This is a genomic window from Paracidovorax sp. (assembly GCF_057642795.1).
The window spans coordinates 61,580-76,079 of record NZ_JBXYZY010000034.1 but is presented as its reverse complement, the minus strand read 5'-3'; the positions used below and the strand labels follow the sequence as shown (position 1 = coordinate 76,079).

Genomic DNA, 14,500 nt, shown 5'->3' with positions numbered 1-14,500 from the left:
GTGGCAGTGTCAGGGCAGCTGCGAGGCGGCGGTCTGCGCCGGCTCCCGTGCCGCATTCGCTGCGGCGCTTTCGACAGGTACCCGCACCTGAGGCAGGCAATCGGGGTATTCGCGCTGGATGAAGGTGATGAGCGCCTCGCGCACACGGCAGCGCAGGTCGAAGGCCAGGCCTGAAGAGCGCGCTGAGACCAGCACGCGGATCTGGATGGTGCGCTCGGTCACATCGGTCAACTGCAGCACCTTCACGCGTTGGTCCCATTCGGGCGCGGTGGCGAGAACGCGGTCGAGCTCGGCGCGCAGGGGCTCCAGCGGCATGCGGTAGTCGGTGTAGAGTAACACGGTGCCCAGGATTTCGGAGCTGGTGCGCGTCCAGTTCTGGAAGGGATGCTCGATGAACCACTGCAGCGGGATGATGAGCCGCCTCTCGTCCCAGATCCGGAGAACCACATAGGTGCCGGTGATTTCCTCCACGCGGCCCCACTCGCCTTCGATGATCAGCACGTCGTCAATGCGGATGGGCTGGGCCAGCGCGATCTGCAGGCCGGCAATGAGGTTGCTGAACACCGGCCGTGCCGCGATGCCGGCCACCAAGCCCACGACGCCGGCCGATGCCAGCAGGCTGGCGCCCACCTGGCGGGCGCCTGGAAAGGTCATCAGCATCATCGCCAGCCCCGCCATGAAGATCCCCGTCATGGCGGTGCGCGCCAGCACGCGCGCCTGCGTGGCGATGCGCCGCGCCTGCAGGTTGTCTTCCACGTCGGCGGGGTGCCGGGCGATGATGCCCGCCGCCAGTCCGCGGATGGCGCGCATCGCCAGCCAGGTTCCGCAGGCGATCACCAGCAGGCCGTTGAAATGGCGCACGCCCGCGATGTAGCGCTGTTCGTCGCTGGCCGCATGCCACACCAGCTGCAGCGCGATCAGGGGCAGCAGCACCCGCATCACCGGCACGCAGGCCCGCACGACGGCGTTGAGCAGTGGCGTGGGGCGCGTGGCGCGCAGGGCCACCATGGCGGCGACGCGATGGCCGAGCGCGGCGAAAGAGGCGGCCATCAGGGCTGCGATGGCGGTGGCGAGCCAGGGGGAAAGCTGCAGGGATTCGAGCATGGAGCGAAGAGAGGAGCCGCGCAGGCCGACGGAGCCTATGACGGACATGAAGCGCACATGGAGCGTTAGGTTGGCAACGCTAGCCGCAAAGCTGGGGTGAACGTGTCGGACGCTGGCTTCAATTCTCAGGGTGTTGTCAAGGGGCGGCAAAAAATAGGCCCACATGGGTAACGTTTTGACATACTCTGAGGAGATGCTGCGTTTTCGCTTCCCGGTCCCCCCCTGGTTGTGAGCCCCTTGGCCTGCCGTACCCTTGCGTTCAAAGTGATGCCTTCATTCCGCCATTGCGATGCCTCCCCTTCCCGGTCTCGCTGCGGCGTCTTCGGAGGGGCGGCGTGAGCAAGAGCCGTGTCGATGGCGCATCGGGAGCGCTCCTGGGCCGTGGGTTCGATCGTCCGTGGCGGAGATGGCAGGGGGCGCTGTTGGTGGTGCTGGTGGCACTGGCTGGTGCAGCGCTGCTGGTCGAGGCGGTGCTGAAGATGCGCATCGCCGAGCGTGCGCACGATAGCGCGGAGACTCTCCAGAGAGCCGCAGACGCGCTGACCAACCGCACGAGCAGCGGCCCCATTCTGGGCGCCGTCGTGCTGCTGGGGTTGGCCGAGCCCGACTTGAAGGCCCTTGCCCGAGGGCAGCCCATGGCGGATCAGGCGCGCGCCCAGTCGCGGCTGGCACTGGTGCGTGAGCGGTTTTTGGGCAGTGGCCTCTATGTGCTCTCGGCCGACGGCACCGTGGTGGCCCATGACACGGCCGGGCCGTCCTCCGTGGGCATGAACCTGTCTTTCCGGCCTTACTTCCAGCAGGCCATCAAAGGGGCCGTGTCGGTCTATGCCGCTGTGGGGGTCACATCGGGCGAGCGTGGCCTGTATTACGCAGCGCCGCTCTATGAAAAGGAGTCCAGTGCGAGCGCGATCATCGGTGTGGTGCTGTTCAAGGCCGCCTTCGAGTCCTTTGAGAGCACCTTTGATCGCTTGGGCTACCCCGTCTTGCTGATGTCCCCTCAGGGGGTGGTGTTCGCCTCCTCCGATCCGCGCTGGCTTTACGCCATGACCTCGCCCCTCACGCAGCAGCGCATCGACCAGGTGCGGGCGCTACGGCAGTTCGGCGACCGGTTTGACAAGGGCGGCGGCTCCGAACTGCCATTCACCGCCGATGCCCGGCAGACGCTCATCAACGACGTGCCGTACGCCATCGCAAGGCGCAACATTGACTGGAACGATCCCGAGGGGCCCTGGCAGCTGGTCATGCTGGACGATGTAAGCGCTCTGATGCCGCTGGACGAGCGGCTCTGGGTCGGGGGCGCGGCGTTCTTCGGCCTGCTCGTGCTGGGGACGATGGTGCTGGACATGGTGGGCAACCGGCGGCGCATGCGGGCGGCGCGCGAGCGGTTCCGCGTGTTGGGGGCTGCTCTTGAGAGTAGTCCCGTGGCGGTCACCATCACCGATGCCGAGGGCCGCATCGAATGGGTCAATGCAGAGTACGAGCGCAAGACGGGCTACCGGCGCTCGGAGGTACGCGGCAAGAAGCCCTCGATCGTCGCCAGCGGCCAGACGCCGACCGAGACCTTCAAGGACATGTGGGCCCAGCTCACCGCCGGGCGTTCATGGCAGGGCCACTTCATCAACCGCCGCAAGGACGGCGCTCTGTTTCACGACGAGGCCACGTTGTTGCCGGTGTTTGACGAGCAAGGGCAGCGCATCGCCATCGTGGGACTGCATGAGGACGTTACCGAGCGGCGCGACCTGCAGACGCGGATCGCTTCCCAGCTCGCCTTCCAGCAGGCGTTGATCGAAGCCATTCCCGTGCCGATCTTCTACAAGGACGAAAAGGGCCGCTTCATGGGGTTCAACCGCGCCTACGAGGAGGCGTTCGGTATCCAGCGCGAGGACCTTGTCGGCAAGACCGTCCTGGATGTGCCGTATTTGCCGCAGGAGGAGCGCGTGCTGCTCAAGCGCTACGAGGAGGAAATGGTGGCCGGCAGCAAGTGGCTGCACATGGAACGGGATGTGCGCCATGCCGACGGCAAGCTGCATCGCAGCCTGTTCTGGCTGCATGCAATCGACCGGCCGGATGGTTCGCCGGGCGGCACCATCGGCACCCTGGTGGATATCTCCGAACGCATGGAGGCGGAGATCGAATTGCGCCATGCCAAGGAACTGGCGGAAGAAACCGCGACGCTGAAGTCCAATTTCCTCGCCAACATGAGCCATGAGATCCGCACGCCCATGAACGCGATCATCGGCATGTCGCATCTGGCGCTCAAGTCCGGCCTGAGCGCTCGGCAGATGGGATATGTCTCCAAGATCCAGCAGGCCGGCCAGCATCTGCTGGGCGTGATCAACGACATTCTCGACTTTTCCAAGATCGAGGCGGGCAAGCTGCAGGTCGAGCGTCAGCCCTTCGTTCTGGACCGCATGCTCGGTGGGGTGGCCGACGTGGTGGGCTACAAGGCCGCCGCCAAGGGGTTGGAGCTGGTGCTGGACGTGGCATCCGACGTACCGCAGCACCTCGTTGGCGACGCCCTGCGGCTGGGGCAGATCCTGATCAACTTCGCCAACAACGCTGTCAAGTTCACCGAGCGCGGCGAGATTCACGTGCTGGTGCGCCTGGTCGAGTCCTCGGGCCCACGCGTGCTGCTGCGCTTCGAGGTGCGTGATACCGGTATCGGTGTGGCCCCTGAGCAGATGGCGCGCCTGTTCAAGAGTTTCCAGCAGGCCGATGTGTCCACCACCCGCCGCTACGGCGGAACGGGGCTGGGCTTGGCCATCTGCAAGAGCCTGGCGGAACTGATGGACGGTGAGGCAGCTGCGGAAAGCACGCCGGGCAAGGGCTCGTCGTTTTGGGGCACGGTGCCGTTGGAGCGCGGCATGCAGCCCCGCCAGCCGGTCCAGCTGCCGGCAGCGGGCCTGCGCGCGCAGCGGGTGCTCGTGGTGGACGACAACGAGACCGCCGCCGCCGTGCTGGCCGACATGCTGGAGACCATGGGCTTCGAGGCCACGCAGGTGCATTCCGGGGAGCAGGCGCTGCAAACGCTGACGCAGGCGCAGGCCGACGGAAACGGTTTCGGGCTGCTGTTGCTGGACTGGCAGATGCCTGTCATGGATGGGCTCGAGCTGGCACGCCGCATCCGTTCTCTGGGGCTGGACCAGGTGCCGCAACTGCTGATGGTGACCGCCTACGGACGCGAGGAATTGATCCGTTCCGCGCAGAAGGAGGGAATCGAATCCGTGCTGGTCAAACCGGTCAGCGCGTCACTGCTCTATGACACGCTGATGCAGCCGCTGGAGCACGGCTGGCTGCCCAGCCACGCGCCGATGCTGCAGACGCCGCAGCCCGATGAGCTGCCCGCGTCGCTGCGCGGTGCCCGGGTGCTGCTGGTGGAAGACAACGAACTCAACCAGCTGGTGGCGCTCGAACTGCTGCGAGACGCCGGCCTGCAGGTGGACGTGGCGGGGAACGGGCAGGTGGCGCTGGAATGCATCGGCCGCCAGGCTTACGCCGCCGTGCTCATGGACATGCAGATGCCCGTGATGGATGGCGAGACAGCCACCCGCCAGTTGCGTGCCGATCCCCGGCATGCTGCGCTGCCCATCATCGCCATGACGGCCAACGCCATGGCTGCGGATCGCGAGCGCTGCTTTGCCGCCGGCATGAATGACCACGTGGCCAAGCCGATCGAGCCAGCGGTGCTCTGGGCGGCCCTGGCACGCTGGATACGCCCCCATGCGGAGCCGCACGCTCCCGGCATGGGCCTTTCGCAGGGACCGGAGGGCGCAGACAGCACGGCAACGCTGGCGGCGGCCGCCGCTGTGGCAGGGCCCGCGGTGCCGCGCCTGCCTGCGGTGGTGCTGCCGCGCGGCATTGCGGGGCTCGACGTGTCCCTCGGCCTGCAGCGGGCGCTCGGCAAACCGGCGCTCTACGCCGACATGCTGCGCCGATTCGTGCAAGGCCAGCGCGGCATCGACCGGGCGCTGGAAGAGGCCGAGCAGACGGGTGATGCCCAGCGCGCGGAGCGGCTGATGCACACCCTGCGCTCGGTGGCCGGCAACATCGGCGCCGCCGGGTTGGCGGAGCAGGCACTGGCGCTGGAGCAGTCCCTGCGCGCGGGCGAATCGGCCATGCTGCGTGAGCCGCTGCGCGACGCCATGGCGCTGTCGCTGTCCGTGTTGCTGCGTGGCCTGCAAGAGTGGATCGATGCCACGCGAGCGCTGAACGAGGCCGCCGTGCCGCCGGGCCCGGATGCCTTGCCACCAGACCAGGCGGCAGGTGCGCTGGCCGCGCTGCTGCGCCGCGACGACCCTGCCGCGCTGGACTGCCTGCAGCGGCATCGGGCCGTCCTGCAGGCGCGCCTGGGCGACGAGTTCGATACCCTTGAGCGAGTCACCCGCGATTTCGAATTCGAGCAGGCACTGGCATTGCTCGACCGCCTGGGTCCGCTCTGAGCAGGAACCCGGCCGTGCCCCCACCCATCCAGAATTCAGGCAGGACAACCACCATGGTCTTTGACTCGCAGTCCTTCATGCCGGGCCCCCAGGACCGGCCGGCCGACAAGCCGAGCGCCACCGTGCTGGTGGTGGACGACACCCCGGACAACCTCACGCTGATGGGCAACCTGCTGCAGGGGCGCTACCACGTGCGAGTGGCCAACAACGGCGAGAAGGCGCTCAAGATCGCGCGCAGCGATGCACCGCCCGACCTCATCTTGCTGGACATCATGATGCCTGGCATCGACGGCCACGAGGTCTGCCGCCAGCTCAAGGCCGACCCCGCCACCCGCGACATCCCCGTCATCTTCCTCACGGCGCGCTCCGACTCAGAGGACGAGCGGGTCGGCCTGGCCTTGGGCGCGGTGGACTACATCACCAAGCCGATCAGTCCGCCCATCCTGCTGGCGCGCGTGCATACCCATCTGGCGCTCAAGGCCACGGCCGACTTCCTGCGCGACAAGAGCGCCTATCTGGAGCGCGAAGTGGCCCTGCGCACGCTGGAGGTACAGGCCATCCAGGACGTGACCATCATGGCCATGACCTCGCTCGCCGAAACCCGCGACAACGAGACAGGCAATCACATCCGCCGCACGCAGCTCTACGTCAAGGTGCTTGCAGAGCGGCTCTGCCGCCACCCCAAGTTTGAATACCTGCTCAACGAGCGCACGATCGACCTGCTCTACAAGTCTGCACCGCTGCATGACATCGGCAAGATCGGCATCCCAGACAGCATCCTGCTCAAGCCCGGGCCGCTCACGCCTGAAGAGTTCGAGATCATGAAGACCCACACCACGCTGGGCCGCGATGCGATCGAAAAGGCCGAGCGGCGACTGGGCATGCGGGTGGCCTTCCTCAGCATGTCCAAGGAAATCGCCTACAGCCACCAGGAGAAGTGGGACGGCAGCGGCTATCCGCTGGGTCTGGCGGGTGACGACATCCCAGTCTCTGCCCGCCTGATGGCAGTGGCCGACGTGTACGACGCGCTCATCAGCCGGCGTGTGTACAAGGCGGCCTTCACGCATGAACAGGCCTGCGGCACCATCATCAGGGGCCGGGGGACGCACTTCGACCCCGACATGGTGGACGCCTTCGTCGATATCGCGGACGATTTCCGCTCCATAGCCCAGAAATACCCCGATCCAGATTGAGCCGGGGAGTTACAGCCGGCTGCGTTCAGGCATGAAAAAAGCTGCCAGCGCTTATTGTGCAAGCGCTGGCAGCTCTCTTTTTAATAGCGGTTCCGCAGGGCGCGGAACGGGGCTTCAGAACAGACCGTTGGCGGACGATGCGCTGCGGTCTTCGCCGTGGGCCGGGCGCTCGGCAGCCGGGGCTGCGTCAGTGTCTGCGGCGTCGTCCTGGGGCAGCACGGCCACATCCAGGTTGTCCGCCGCCTGGCGCACGGAAGCCTTGTCGCCGGCGCTGGCAAACTTGCTGTATTTGCTCAGGATCGGCACCAGCTGGCCGTAGATCCGCGGTGCGCCGGCCAGGCATTCGCGCTGCTCCAGGAAGTCGGCCTCGCCCGTGAAGTTGCCCACCAGGCCGCCGGCCTCGGTCACCAGCAGCGAGCCAGCCGCGACGTCCCAGATCGACAGGCCGGTCTCGAAGAAGCCTTCGGTGAAGCCGGCCGCCACATAGGCCAGATCCAGCGCGGCGGCGCCCGGGCGGCGCAGGCCGGCGGTGCGCTGCATCACGTCGGCCATGATGTTCAGGTAGTTCTTGAAGTTGTCGCCGGGGCGGAAGGGGAACCCCGTGGAGATCAGCGATTCCTTGAGCTGCGTGCGCTTGGAAACGCGGATGCGGCGCTCGTTCATGTAGGCGCCGCGGCCCTTGGTGGCGGTGAACAGGTCGTTGCGCGTCGGGTCGTAAATCACCGCCTGCTCGATCTTGCCGCGCACGGCCAGGGCGATGCTCACGCAATACACGGGAAAGCCGTGGATGAAGTTGGTAGTGCCGTCCAGCGGATCGATGATCCAGACGAATTCGGAGTCCCGGGCGCCATACTGGCTGCCCGATTCTTCGGCCATGATGCCGTGGCCCGGGTAGGCCGTCAGCAGGGTTTCGATGATGGCCTTCTCGCTCGCGTGGTCCACCTCGGTCACAAAGTCGTTGATCTGCTTTTGCGAAATACGCACCGATTCCACGTCGAGCGCGGCACGGTTGATGATGGCGCCGGCGGCGCGTGCGGCCTTGATGGCCACGTTGAGCATGGGATGCAGATTGGACGACATTGGATTGTGATGAGGAGCGGGCGTTGGGGGCCGGCAGGTGGCCCCAGGGAGACGCCGGGCGATGCCGGCGAGCGCGAAACCCTGCATTTTACCCATGCCGCATTTTTCCGCTGCCGGCGGCGACAATCACGGGTTCCGCTGCACCGTGCGATCCGCCCATGAAAACCCGCTTCATCCTCATCCAGACCAGCCATGCCGGCAATGTGGGCGCCACCGCCCGTGCCATGAAGACCATGGGTTTCGACGACCTGGTGCTGGTGGCGCCGCGATGGGCCAACGTGCTGCGGCGCGAGGAAACCATCCAGCGCGCCAGCGGTGCCCTGGACGTGCTGGAAAAGGCCCGCATCGTCGAGACGCTGGACGAGGCGCTGGACGGCATGAGCCACCTGTGCGCCACGGCGATGACGCCGCGCGACTTCGGCCCGCCCACGCGCCAGCCGCGCGCGCACTTCGAGATGCTCCTGAAAGAAGAGCGCCAGGCCCAGGCGGAAAGGGCGCTACAGGCCTCCAACGGTGATGAAGATGGCGCGGCGCGGGAGGCCGGCGTGGCGTTTCTCTTCGGCAGCGAACGCTTCGGCATGGCCAACGAAGACGTGTACCGCTGCCACGTCGCGCTCTCCATTCCCACCAACCCCGGCTTCGGCTCGCTCAACCTGGGTGCGGCGGTGCAGGTGCTGGCCTACGACTGGCGCCAGGCGCTAGGCGGCTTCCCGCTGCAGGGGCAGGACGGTGCCGGCGAGGGCCCGGCCCAGCCGCGCGCCGATGCGCGCCAGGTGGCCGGCATGCTGGAACACTGGGAGCGGGCGCTCGAGGGCATCGGCTTTCTCGACCCCGCCGCGCCCAAGAAGCTCATGCCCCGGCTCAACCAGCTTTTCAATCGTGCCCGGCTCACGCCCGAGGAAATCCACATCCTGCGCGGTGTCGCCAAGGCCATGCTGGAGACGGCCGAACGGGCGCAGCGATAGACTGCCAGCGCGCCAGCCGGCGCATTTGCATATTTCAAGAACAACCGAGTCCCCCATGTTCGACCGCCTCCGCTCCGATATCCAGTGCATCCTCGACCGCGATCCTGCCGCGCGCAGCACGTGGGAGGTGGTGACCTGTTATCCGGGCCTGCACGCCATCTGGCTGCACCGGCCAGCGCACTGGAGCTGGAACCACGGCCTCAAGTGGCTCGGGCGCTTCATCTCCAACTTCTCGCGCTGGCTCACAGGCATCGAGATCCACCCCGGCGCCGTGATCGGCGAGCGCGTGTTCTTCGACCATGCCATGGGCGTGGTGGTGGGGGAGACGGCGGTGATCGGAGACGGCTGCACCATCTACCAGGGCGTGACGCTGGGCGGCACTTCGCTCTACAAGGGCGCCAAGCGCCACCCCACGCTGGGCCGCGACGTGGTCGTGAGCGCCGGCGCCAAGGTGCTGGGCGGCTTCGAGGTGGGCGACGGCGCCAAGATCGGCAGCAACGCCGTGGTCATCAAGCCCGTGCCGGCCGGCGCCACGGCGGTGGGCATTCCGGCGCGCATCATCCCGTCCAAGACCGGCGCCAGCCCCGACGTGACCGAGCCGCAGCCCGCGCAGCGCTTCACCGCCTACGGCATCACGCAGGAAGACGATCCGCTCTCGCAGGCCATGCGCGGCCTGATCGACAACGCCTCCTCGCAGGAGCGGCAGATCGCGCTGCTCTGGGAAGCCATCGAGAAGCTGGCCCGCACCGCGCCCCAGGCCGGCGGCTGCGTGCCGGGCGATGCCACGCGCTGCGAGCAGTTCGAGGCCGAGCGGCTGAACGCGCTGGTGGGCAAGTAGCGCCTGGAGCGGCTCCCCGGCGGTTGGCTGCTACGTTTTAAATAGCAAAAGGCCCTGGCGTATCAAGCGCCAGGGCCTTTTTTATTGGGGAGATCAGTCGCGCGGAGGCCGCTGCGCCTGCTTGGGCCGGAAGGCCTTGCAGAAGGCGTCGCGCGTTTCCATGTAGGGCCCGCCGATCAGGTCGATGCAGTAGGGCACGGCCGCGAAGATGCCCGGCACGAGCTGCGCGCCGCCCTCGTCCTTGAGGCCGCCCAGCGTCTCGGCGATGGCCTTGGGCTGGCCCGGCAGGTTGATGATGAGCGCGCGGCCGCGCACCACGGCCACCTGGCGCGAGAGGATCGCGGTGGGCACGAAGCGCAGGCTGATCTGGCGCATCTGCTCGCCGAAGCCCGGCATCTCCTTGTGGCCCACGGCCAGCGTGGCCTCGGGCGTCACGTCGCGCAGCGCAGGGCCGGTGCCGCCGGTGGTCAGCACCAGGTCGCAGGCGGCGGTGTCCACCAGCTCGATCAGCGTGCGGCGGATGGTGGCCTCGTCGTCGGCGATCAGGTGTGGCTCGAAGGCGATGGGGTTGAGCAGGGCGCGCGCGAGCCAGTCCTGCAGCGCGGGCAGGCCCTTGTCTTCATAGACGCCGGCGCTGGCGCGGTCGCTGATGGAGACGATGCCAATGCGCAGCGCCTCGCAGCGCGCGTCCGGGGCGGGCAGCGCAGGGGAGACGGCGGTGTCAGGCATCGTGCTCGGCACCTTCGGCACGGCCTTCTTCGCCGGCGTCCTGCATCTGCTCGCGCACCAGCTGGAACAGCTCGCGGTAGGCGCGGCCCTTGCGGGGCGCAAGGCCCTCGGAGACCTGCACGTTGGCTTCCTTGCCGGCGGGCTGCGCGTCCTTGCGGGCCTGGCGGATCAGGGCGCGGATCTGCTGCGTGTCGGTGCGCGGGAACTGCTCCAGCCACTGGGCCAGCGCATCGTCGTCGGCGATCAGCCGCTCGCGCCACTGCTCGGCCTGGTGCAGCGCCAGCTTTTCGGCGGCCGAGCCACTGTGCTGCTCTTCCAGCGCGTCCTGCGCGGCCTGCACGGTGGCCTCGTCGAGCTTGCGCATGAGCTTGCCGACGTATTGCATCTGCCGGCGCTTGCCCTCGAAGTTGGTGATGCGCTTGGCTTCTTCGAGCGCATCGACGAGCTTTTCGGGCAGCTGCAGGCGCTCGAGCAGGTCGGCGCGCAGCGTGAGCAGGTCGCGGCCGAGGTTCTGCAGCGCATCGCTTTCGCGCTTCATATCGGTGCGGCTCGACTCGGTCGTGCCTTTGAGTTCGGCCTTCAGGGCGATGTCGAGTTCGCTGCCTGCGGCAACGAACTGGCCTCGCACGAAGTAGCCTTTGGTGGGTTTGCGTGACATGGTCGGGGAAAAACTCGGGGGCGGGACACGCGGGGTGTCCGGAGAAAAGACCCGGCTCCATGGCGCCGGGAAGCGGCAAGTATCATAGCCGCCGATATGAATACACCCCGCTCCCGCACCGCCGCAGGCGCCCGCAAGGCTTCCGCTCCTTCTGCCGCCGAGAGCGGCTTCAGCTACACCCGCGACTTCTTCGAAGGCCTGGTGGACCACGCCCTGGGCCATGCCCGCAAGCTGGGTGCCACCGATGCGGGCGCCGAGGCGTCCGAAGGCTGCGGCCTGTCGGTCAGCGTGCGCAAGGGCGAGCTGGAGAACGTGGAGCGCAACCGAGACAAGTCGCTGGGCGTGACCGTCTATGTGGGCAACCGGCGCGGCAATGCCAGCACGTCGGACTTCTCCCTCGCGGCCATCGAACGCACCGTGCAGGCGGCCTACGACATTGCCCGCTTCACCGCCGAAGACCCGGTCGCAGGCCTGCCCGATGCGGCTGACATTGCGCCGGCCGACACGCATCGCGACCTGCAGCTCTTCCACCCCTGGGCCATCACCAGCGAAGAGGCGGCCCGCCTGGCGCTGGAGTGCGAGGCCGCTGCCTTGGACACGCACAAGCGCATCACCAACAGCGAAGGCGCGGGCGTTTCGGCCCAGCAGAGCCACTTCTTCAGCGCCCACACGCGCGGCTTTCGCGGCGGCTATGCCAGTTCGCGCCACAGCATGTCGGTGGCGCCCATCGCCTCGCTGCCCGGCCGCCATGCCGAGATGCAGCGCGACGCCTGGTACTGCTCCATGCGCAACGCGGCCGACCTGTCGGCCCCGGCGCTGATCGGCCGCTATGCCGCCGAGCGCGCCCTGAGCCGCCTGGGTAGCCGCAAGATCCCCACCACCCAGTGCCCGGTGCTGTTCGAATCGCCTCTGGCCGCGGGCCTGTTGGGCAGCTTCGTGCAGGCCGTGAGCGGCGGCTCGCTCTACCGCAAGAGCTCCTTCCTGCTCGACTCGCTGGGCAAGCGCGTGCTGCCGGCGCACATCGACCTGATCGAAGACCCCTTCGTGCTCGGCGGCAAGGGCAGTTCGCCCTTCGACGAGGAAGGCGTGCGCGTGTCGGCCCGCAAGGTGGTGGATGCGGGCCGCGTGGAGGGTTACTTCCTCTCCACCTATTCGGCGCGCAAGCTGGGCATGAAGACCACCGGGAACGCCGGCGGCTCGCACAACCTCACGCTCACCTCGCGCCATACGCGGCCGGGCGACGACCTGGATGCGATGCTCAAGAAGCTGGGCACGGGCCTTTTCGTCATTGAGCTGATGGGCCAGGGCGTGAACTACGTCACCGGCGACTATTCGCGCGGCGCCAGCGGCTTCTGGGTGGAAAACGGCGAGATTGCCTTCCCGGTGCAGGAGATCACCATCGCCGGCAACCTCAAGGACATGCTCAAGGGCATTCAGGCGGTGGGCGCCGATGCGTACAACTACGGCGCCAAGACCGTGGGCTCGATCCTCGTCAACCGCATGAAGGTGGCGGGCAGCGGGGCCTGAGTTGACGACTCGGGCCGGGCGCCCGTCACTGGTCGGCGGCGCGCACCTGGTTGCGGCCGGCGCGCTTGGCCTCGTACAAGGCCAGGTCCGCCCGTTTCAGGCATTCCTGCGGCGAATAGGCGGACGAGGCCGTCCACGCCAGGCCGATGCTCACGGTGATGGGAATGGTCCTGCCGTGATCGACCTGCACCCTTAGCGCCTCCACGCTGGTGCGCAGCCGTTGCGCGATCGACCACGCTTCGGCGCGCGTGACAGCCGGCAGGTAGATCACGAACTCCTCGCCCCCGGTGCGCGCGAACAGGTCCGACGCTCGTAACAGGCTCTGCACGCAGTGCGCGAACTCGGTCAGCACCGCATCTCCGGCCGAGTGCCCGAATTCGTCGTTGATGCGCTTGAAATGGTCCAGGTCCAGCTGCGCGATGGCGCTTTGGGCCGGCAGGTGGGCGGGAAGGCGCGAGTCCAGCCAGCGACGGTTGCCGACGCCTGTCATGGGGTCGGTGTGGGCGGCCTGTGCCAGACGGATCTGCGCCCGCTCGTTGGAGAGCGTCGCCGCCATCAGCGCGATGCCGAAGTGGCAGAAGATCTGCACGTAGAAGGCCCAGGCGAAGCTGCTCGGGCCGCCGGCCGAGTCGGTCACGATGGAGCCCAGCCGCAGCAGGTAGATGGTGCCGCTCAGCGCCACGAGCAGGGCCAGCGGCCAGCGCGAGGGCAGCGGTTCCGCGGGGGCCTCCCGCAAAATCTCATAGCAGCTCAACGCGAGCGCCAGTGCGGCTGCGGCGTGGAACGTGCCGGCACGCGCGAGGTTGTGCGCGGGGAACCCCGTGATCAGACCCAGCACGGTGCGGGCCGCCGGCAGCATCAGCAACGCTGCCCAGGGAACGCGGCGGCGGCCGCTGAAGCTCCGTATGCCGGCCCAGAAGAGCGCGTAGCCGAAGGTGCCGAGTGCCAGGCTGCCGTGCGTCCAGAGCCACGCGGGAAGGGCAGCGACCTCGCCCCGCCAGGCGAGGCCGGAGCCGCATGCCTGCATCAGGTACGCAGCGCCCAGGCAGGCCAGGCCACGGGGGCGGCAGGAATGCAGGCGAATCTGGAAGATGCTGAGAGCGCCAGCAAATAGCGAGGTGTTGTAGACGACCAGCACGGTCGGCAGATCAAGGGTGAATTCCATGGGGCATTCGCGAGCGTTCGGTCCATTGTGCAGGCCGAACAAGGCATTTGCTGCGCAAAAAGCTCGCAACGTGTGCGCGCGTGGTGGCGCTAAAAGGCCAGGATTTTGGCACTGCGCCCGGGCCGCGCGGCTCAAGTGCAGCCCGGCGGAAGTCGATGCCTGTCCCGGACCCTGTTCCATGGCCGGCCTCGATGGCCCCACCATCTTCCCGGCCCCCAAAAAGACCCGCCAAGGCGGGTCGAATGTGCTTGCAAAGCAAAGGGGGGCGGCCGTGCAGCCGACCTGCGGATGGTCGGTGCGCTGGCGCCGGGCGGCGCAGTCGCCTCTGCCGCCAGGCGGAAATCGGCAGGTGCGCAGGCCAGCGATGCGCGTGCGTCCTACGCCCGTGTGCGTCGGGGAGGAACGCGCAGCGGCACGAGGGTTTTCTAGGATGGTGCCATTCTCAATTTTCCGGTTCGTCCGGGGAGAGGCTTCAGTGAGCAGCAATTGGTATCGTCTGGATCTGGGTCGTGAACGCGAGGCTTTCGAGCCGGCGAGGCAGATCCAGCAAGTCTTCATGGCCAAGTTCCTGATGGCGCGGCCGGGGTCGGGCAGGGCGCTTTTCTCCAGTTGCGATCCGGTGGCGGACAAGGTCTGTCTGTTCTTCTCGCCGGCCGCTGCGGACATTGCGATCCGCTTCCGGGCAGAGCCTTGCGAAAAGCCGCTGGCACCCTCGTACCTGAGTCTGCTGGCCGGCGAGAGCGAAGCGCTGGTGGTGCATTTCCCGGAGCCGCTGGCGGCCTGATTCACCACCTTCGCGCCA

At 67.5% G+C, this 14,500-nt stretch carries 11 protein-coding genes; 6 read left to right on the top strand and 5 right to left on the bottom strand.

The annotated features are described in order from the left end of the window. Positions 1 to 9: 9 nt before the first annotated feature. Positions 10 to 1,104: a mechanosensitive ion channel family protein gene (locus AC3A84_RS13165; RefSeq protein ID WP_487970580.1), complete on the bottom strand. Its 1,095-nt coding sequence runs from the start codon at positions 1,102 to 1,104 to the stop codon at positions 10 to 12. 335 nt (positions 1,105 to 1,439) lie between these two features. On the opposite strand from AC3A84_RS13165, the gene AC3A84_RS13160 reads away from it, so the two are divergent. Then, entirely contained in the window at positions 1,440 to 5,543 is a 4,104-nt protein-coding gene (locus AC3A84_RS13160; RefSeq protein WP_487970169.1) for a response regulator, read from the top strand. Between the two features lie 53 nt (positions 5,544 to 5,596). Continuing rightward, the gene (locus tag AC3A84_RS13155; protein ID WP_487970168.1) at positions 5,597 to 6,736 is read left to right on the top strand and encodes a response regulator; all 1,140 of its coding nucleotides are present in this window, start codon (positions 5,597 to 5,599) and stop codon (positions 6,734 to 6,736) included. Between the two features lie 114 nt (positions 6,737 to 6,850). Here the strand turns inward: AC3A84_RS13155 and AC3A84_RS13150 are convergent, their stop codons facing one another. Continuing rightward, on the bottom strand, positions 6,851 to 7,816 hold the full coding sequence (locus tag AC3A84_RS13150; protein ID WP_487970166.1) for an inositol monophosphatase family protein: 966 nt from the start codon (positions 7,814 to 7,816) through the stop codon (positions 6,851 to 6,853). A gap of 158 nt (positions 7,817 to 7,974) precedes the next feature. Here AC3A84_RS13150 and AC3A84_RS13145 point away from each other — a divergent pair, with 158 nt between their 5' ends. Continuing rightward, complete coding sequence (locus AC3A84_RS13145) at positions 7,975 to 8,781, top strand: RNA methyltransferase (RefSeq protein ID WP_487970164.1); 807 nt, start codon at positions 7,975 to 7,977, stop codon at positions 8,779 to 8,781. A gap of 55 nt (positions 8,782 to 8,836) precedes the next feature. Further along, positions 8,837 to 9,619 carry a serine O-acetyltransferase gene (cysE, locus tag AC3A84_RS13140; RefSeq protein ID WP_343589834.1) on the top strand — a complete coding sequence of 261 codons (783 nt, stop codon included), beginning with the start codon at positions 8,837 to 8,839 and terminating at the stop codon, positions 9,617 to 9,619. A 93-nt stretch (positions 9,620 to 9,712) separates the two neighbouring features. Here cysE and mog read toward each other — a convergent pair whose 3' ends face one another. Beyond that, positions 9,713 to 10,348 (bottom strand): molybdopterin adenylyltransferase, encoded by a 636-nt coding sequence (gene mog / locus AC3A84_RS13135; protein ID WP_487970162.1) that lies wholly within the window; start codon positions 10,346 to 10,348, stop codon positions 9,713 to 9,715. Then, entirely contained in the window at positions 10,341 to 11,006 is a 666-nt protein-coding gene (gene yjgA / locus AC3A84_RS13130) for a ribosome biogenesis factor YjgA (RefSeq protein WP_487970161.1), read from the bottom strand. The genes mog and yjgA overlap by 8 nt, the downstream gene beginning before the upstream one ends. Positions 11,007 to 11,102: 96 nt before the next feature. Here yjgA and pmbA point away from each other — a divergent pair, with 96 nt between their 5' ends. Further along, positions 11,103 to 12,533 carry a metalloprotease PmbA gene (gene pmbA / locus AC3A84_RS13125; protein ID WP_487970160.1) on the top strand — a complete coding sequence of 477 codons (1,431 nt, stop codon included), beginning with the start codon at positions 11,103 to 11,105 and terminating at the stop codon, positions 12,531 to 12,533. Between the two features lie 25 nt (positions 12,534 to 12,558). On the opposite strand, the gene AC3A84_RS13120 is transcribed toward pmbA, so the two are convergent. After that, positions 12,559 to 13,698, bottom strand: coding sequence for a GGDEF domain-containing protein (locus AC3A84_RS13120; RefSeq protein WP_487970158.1), 1,140 nt, complete (start codon positions 13,696 to 13,698; stop codon positions 12,559 to 12,561). Between the two features lie 178 nt (positions 13,699 to 13,876). Between AC3A84_RS13120 and AC3A84_RS13115 the strand changes: the two genes are divergently transcribed. After that, on the top strand, positions 13,877 to 14,482 hold the full coding sequence (locus AC3A84_RS13115) for a hypothetical protein (protein ID WP_487970156.1): 606 nt from the start codon (positions 13,877 to 13,879) through the stop codon (positions 14,480 to 14,482). Positions 14,483 to 14,500: the final 18 nt, after the last annotated feature.

Coding starts and splice junctions, on each gene's coding strand:
- AC3A84_RS13165 (WP_487970580.1), bottom strand. CDS start 1,104: ATGCTCGAATCCCTGCAGCTTTCCCCCTGGCTCGCCACCGCCATCGCA.
- AC3A84_RS13155 (WP_487970168.1), top strand. CDS start 5,597: ATGGTCTTTGACTCGCAGTCCTTCATGCCGGGCCCCCAGGACCGGCCG.
- AC3A84_RS13150 (WP_487970166.1), bottom strand. CDS start 7,816: ATGTCGTCCAATCTGCATCCCATGCTCAACGTGGCCATCAAGGCCGCA.
- AC3A84_RS13145 (WP_487970164.1), top strand. CDS start 7,975: ATGAAAACCCGCTTCATCCTCATCCAGACCAGCCATGCCGGCAATGTG.
- cysE (WP_343589834.1), top strand. CDS start 8,837: ATGTTCGACCGCCTCCGCTCCGATATCCAGTGCATCCTCGACCGCGAT.
- mog (WP_487970162.1), bottom strand. CDS start 10,348: ATGCCTGACACCGCCGTCTCCCCTGCGCTGCCCGCCCCGGACGCGCGC.
- yjgA (WP_487970161.1), bottom strand. CDS start 11,006: ATGTCACGCAAACCCACCAAAGGCTACTTCGTGCGAGGCCAGTTCGTT.
- pmbA (WP_487970160.1), top strand. CDS start 11,103: ATGAATACACCCCGCTCCCGCACCGCCGCAGGCGCCCGCAAGGCTTCC.
- AC3A84_RS13120 (WP_487970158.1), bottom strand. CDS start 13,698: ATGGAATTCACCCTTGATCTGCCGACCGTGCTGGTCGTCTACAACACC.
- AC3A84_RS13115 (WP_487970156.1), top strand. CDS start 13,877: ATGGCCGGCCTCGATGGCCCCACCATCTTCCCGGCCCCCAAAAAGACC.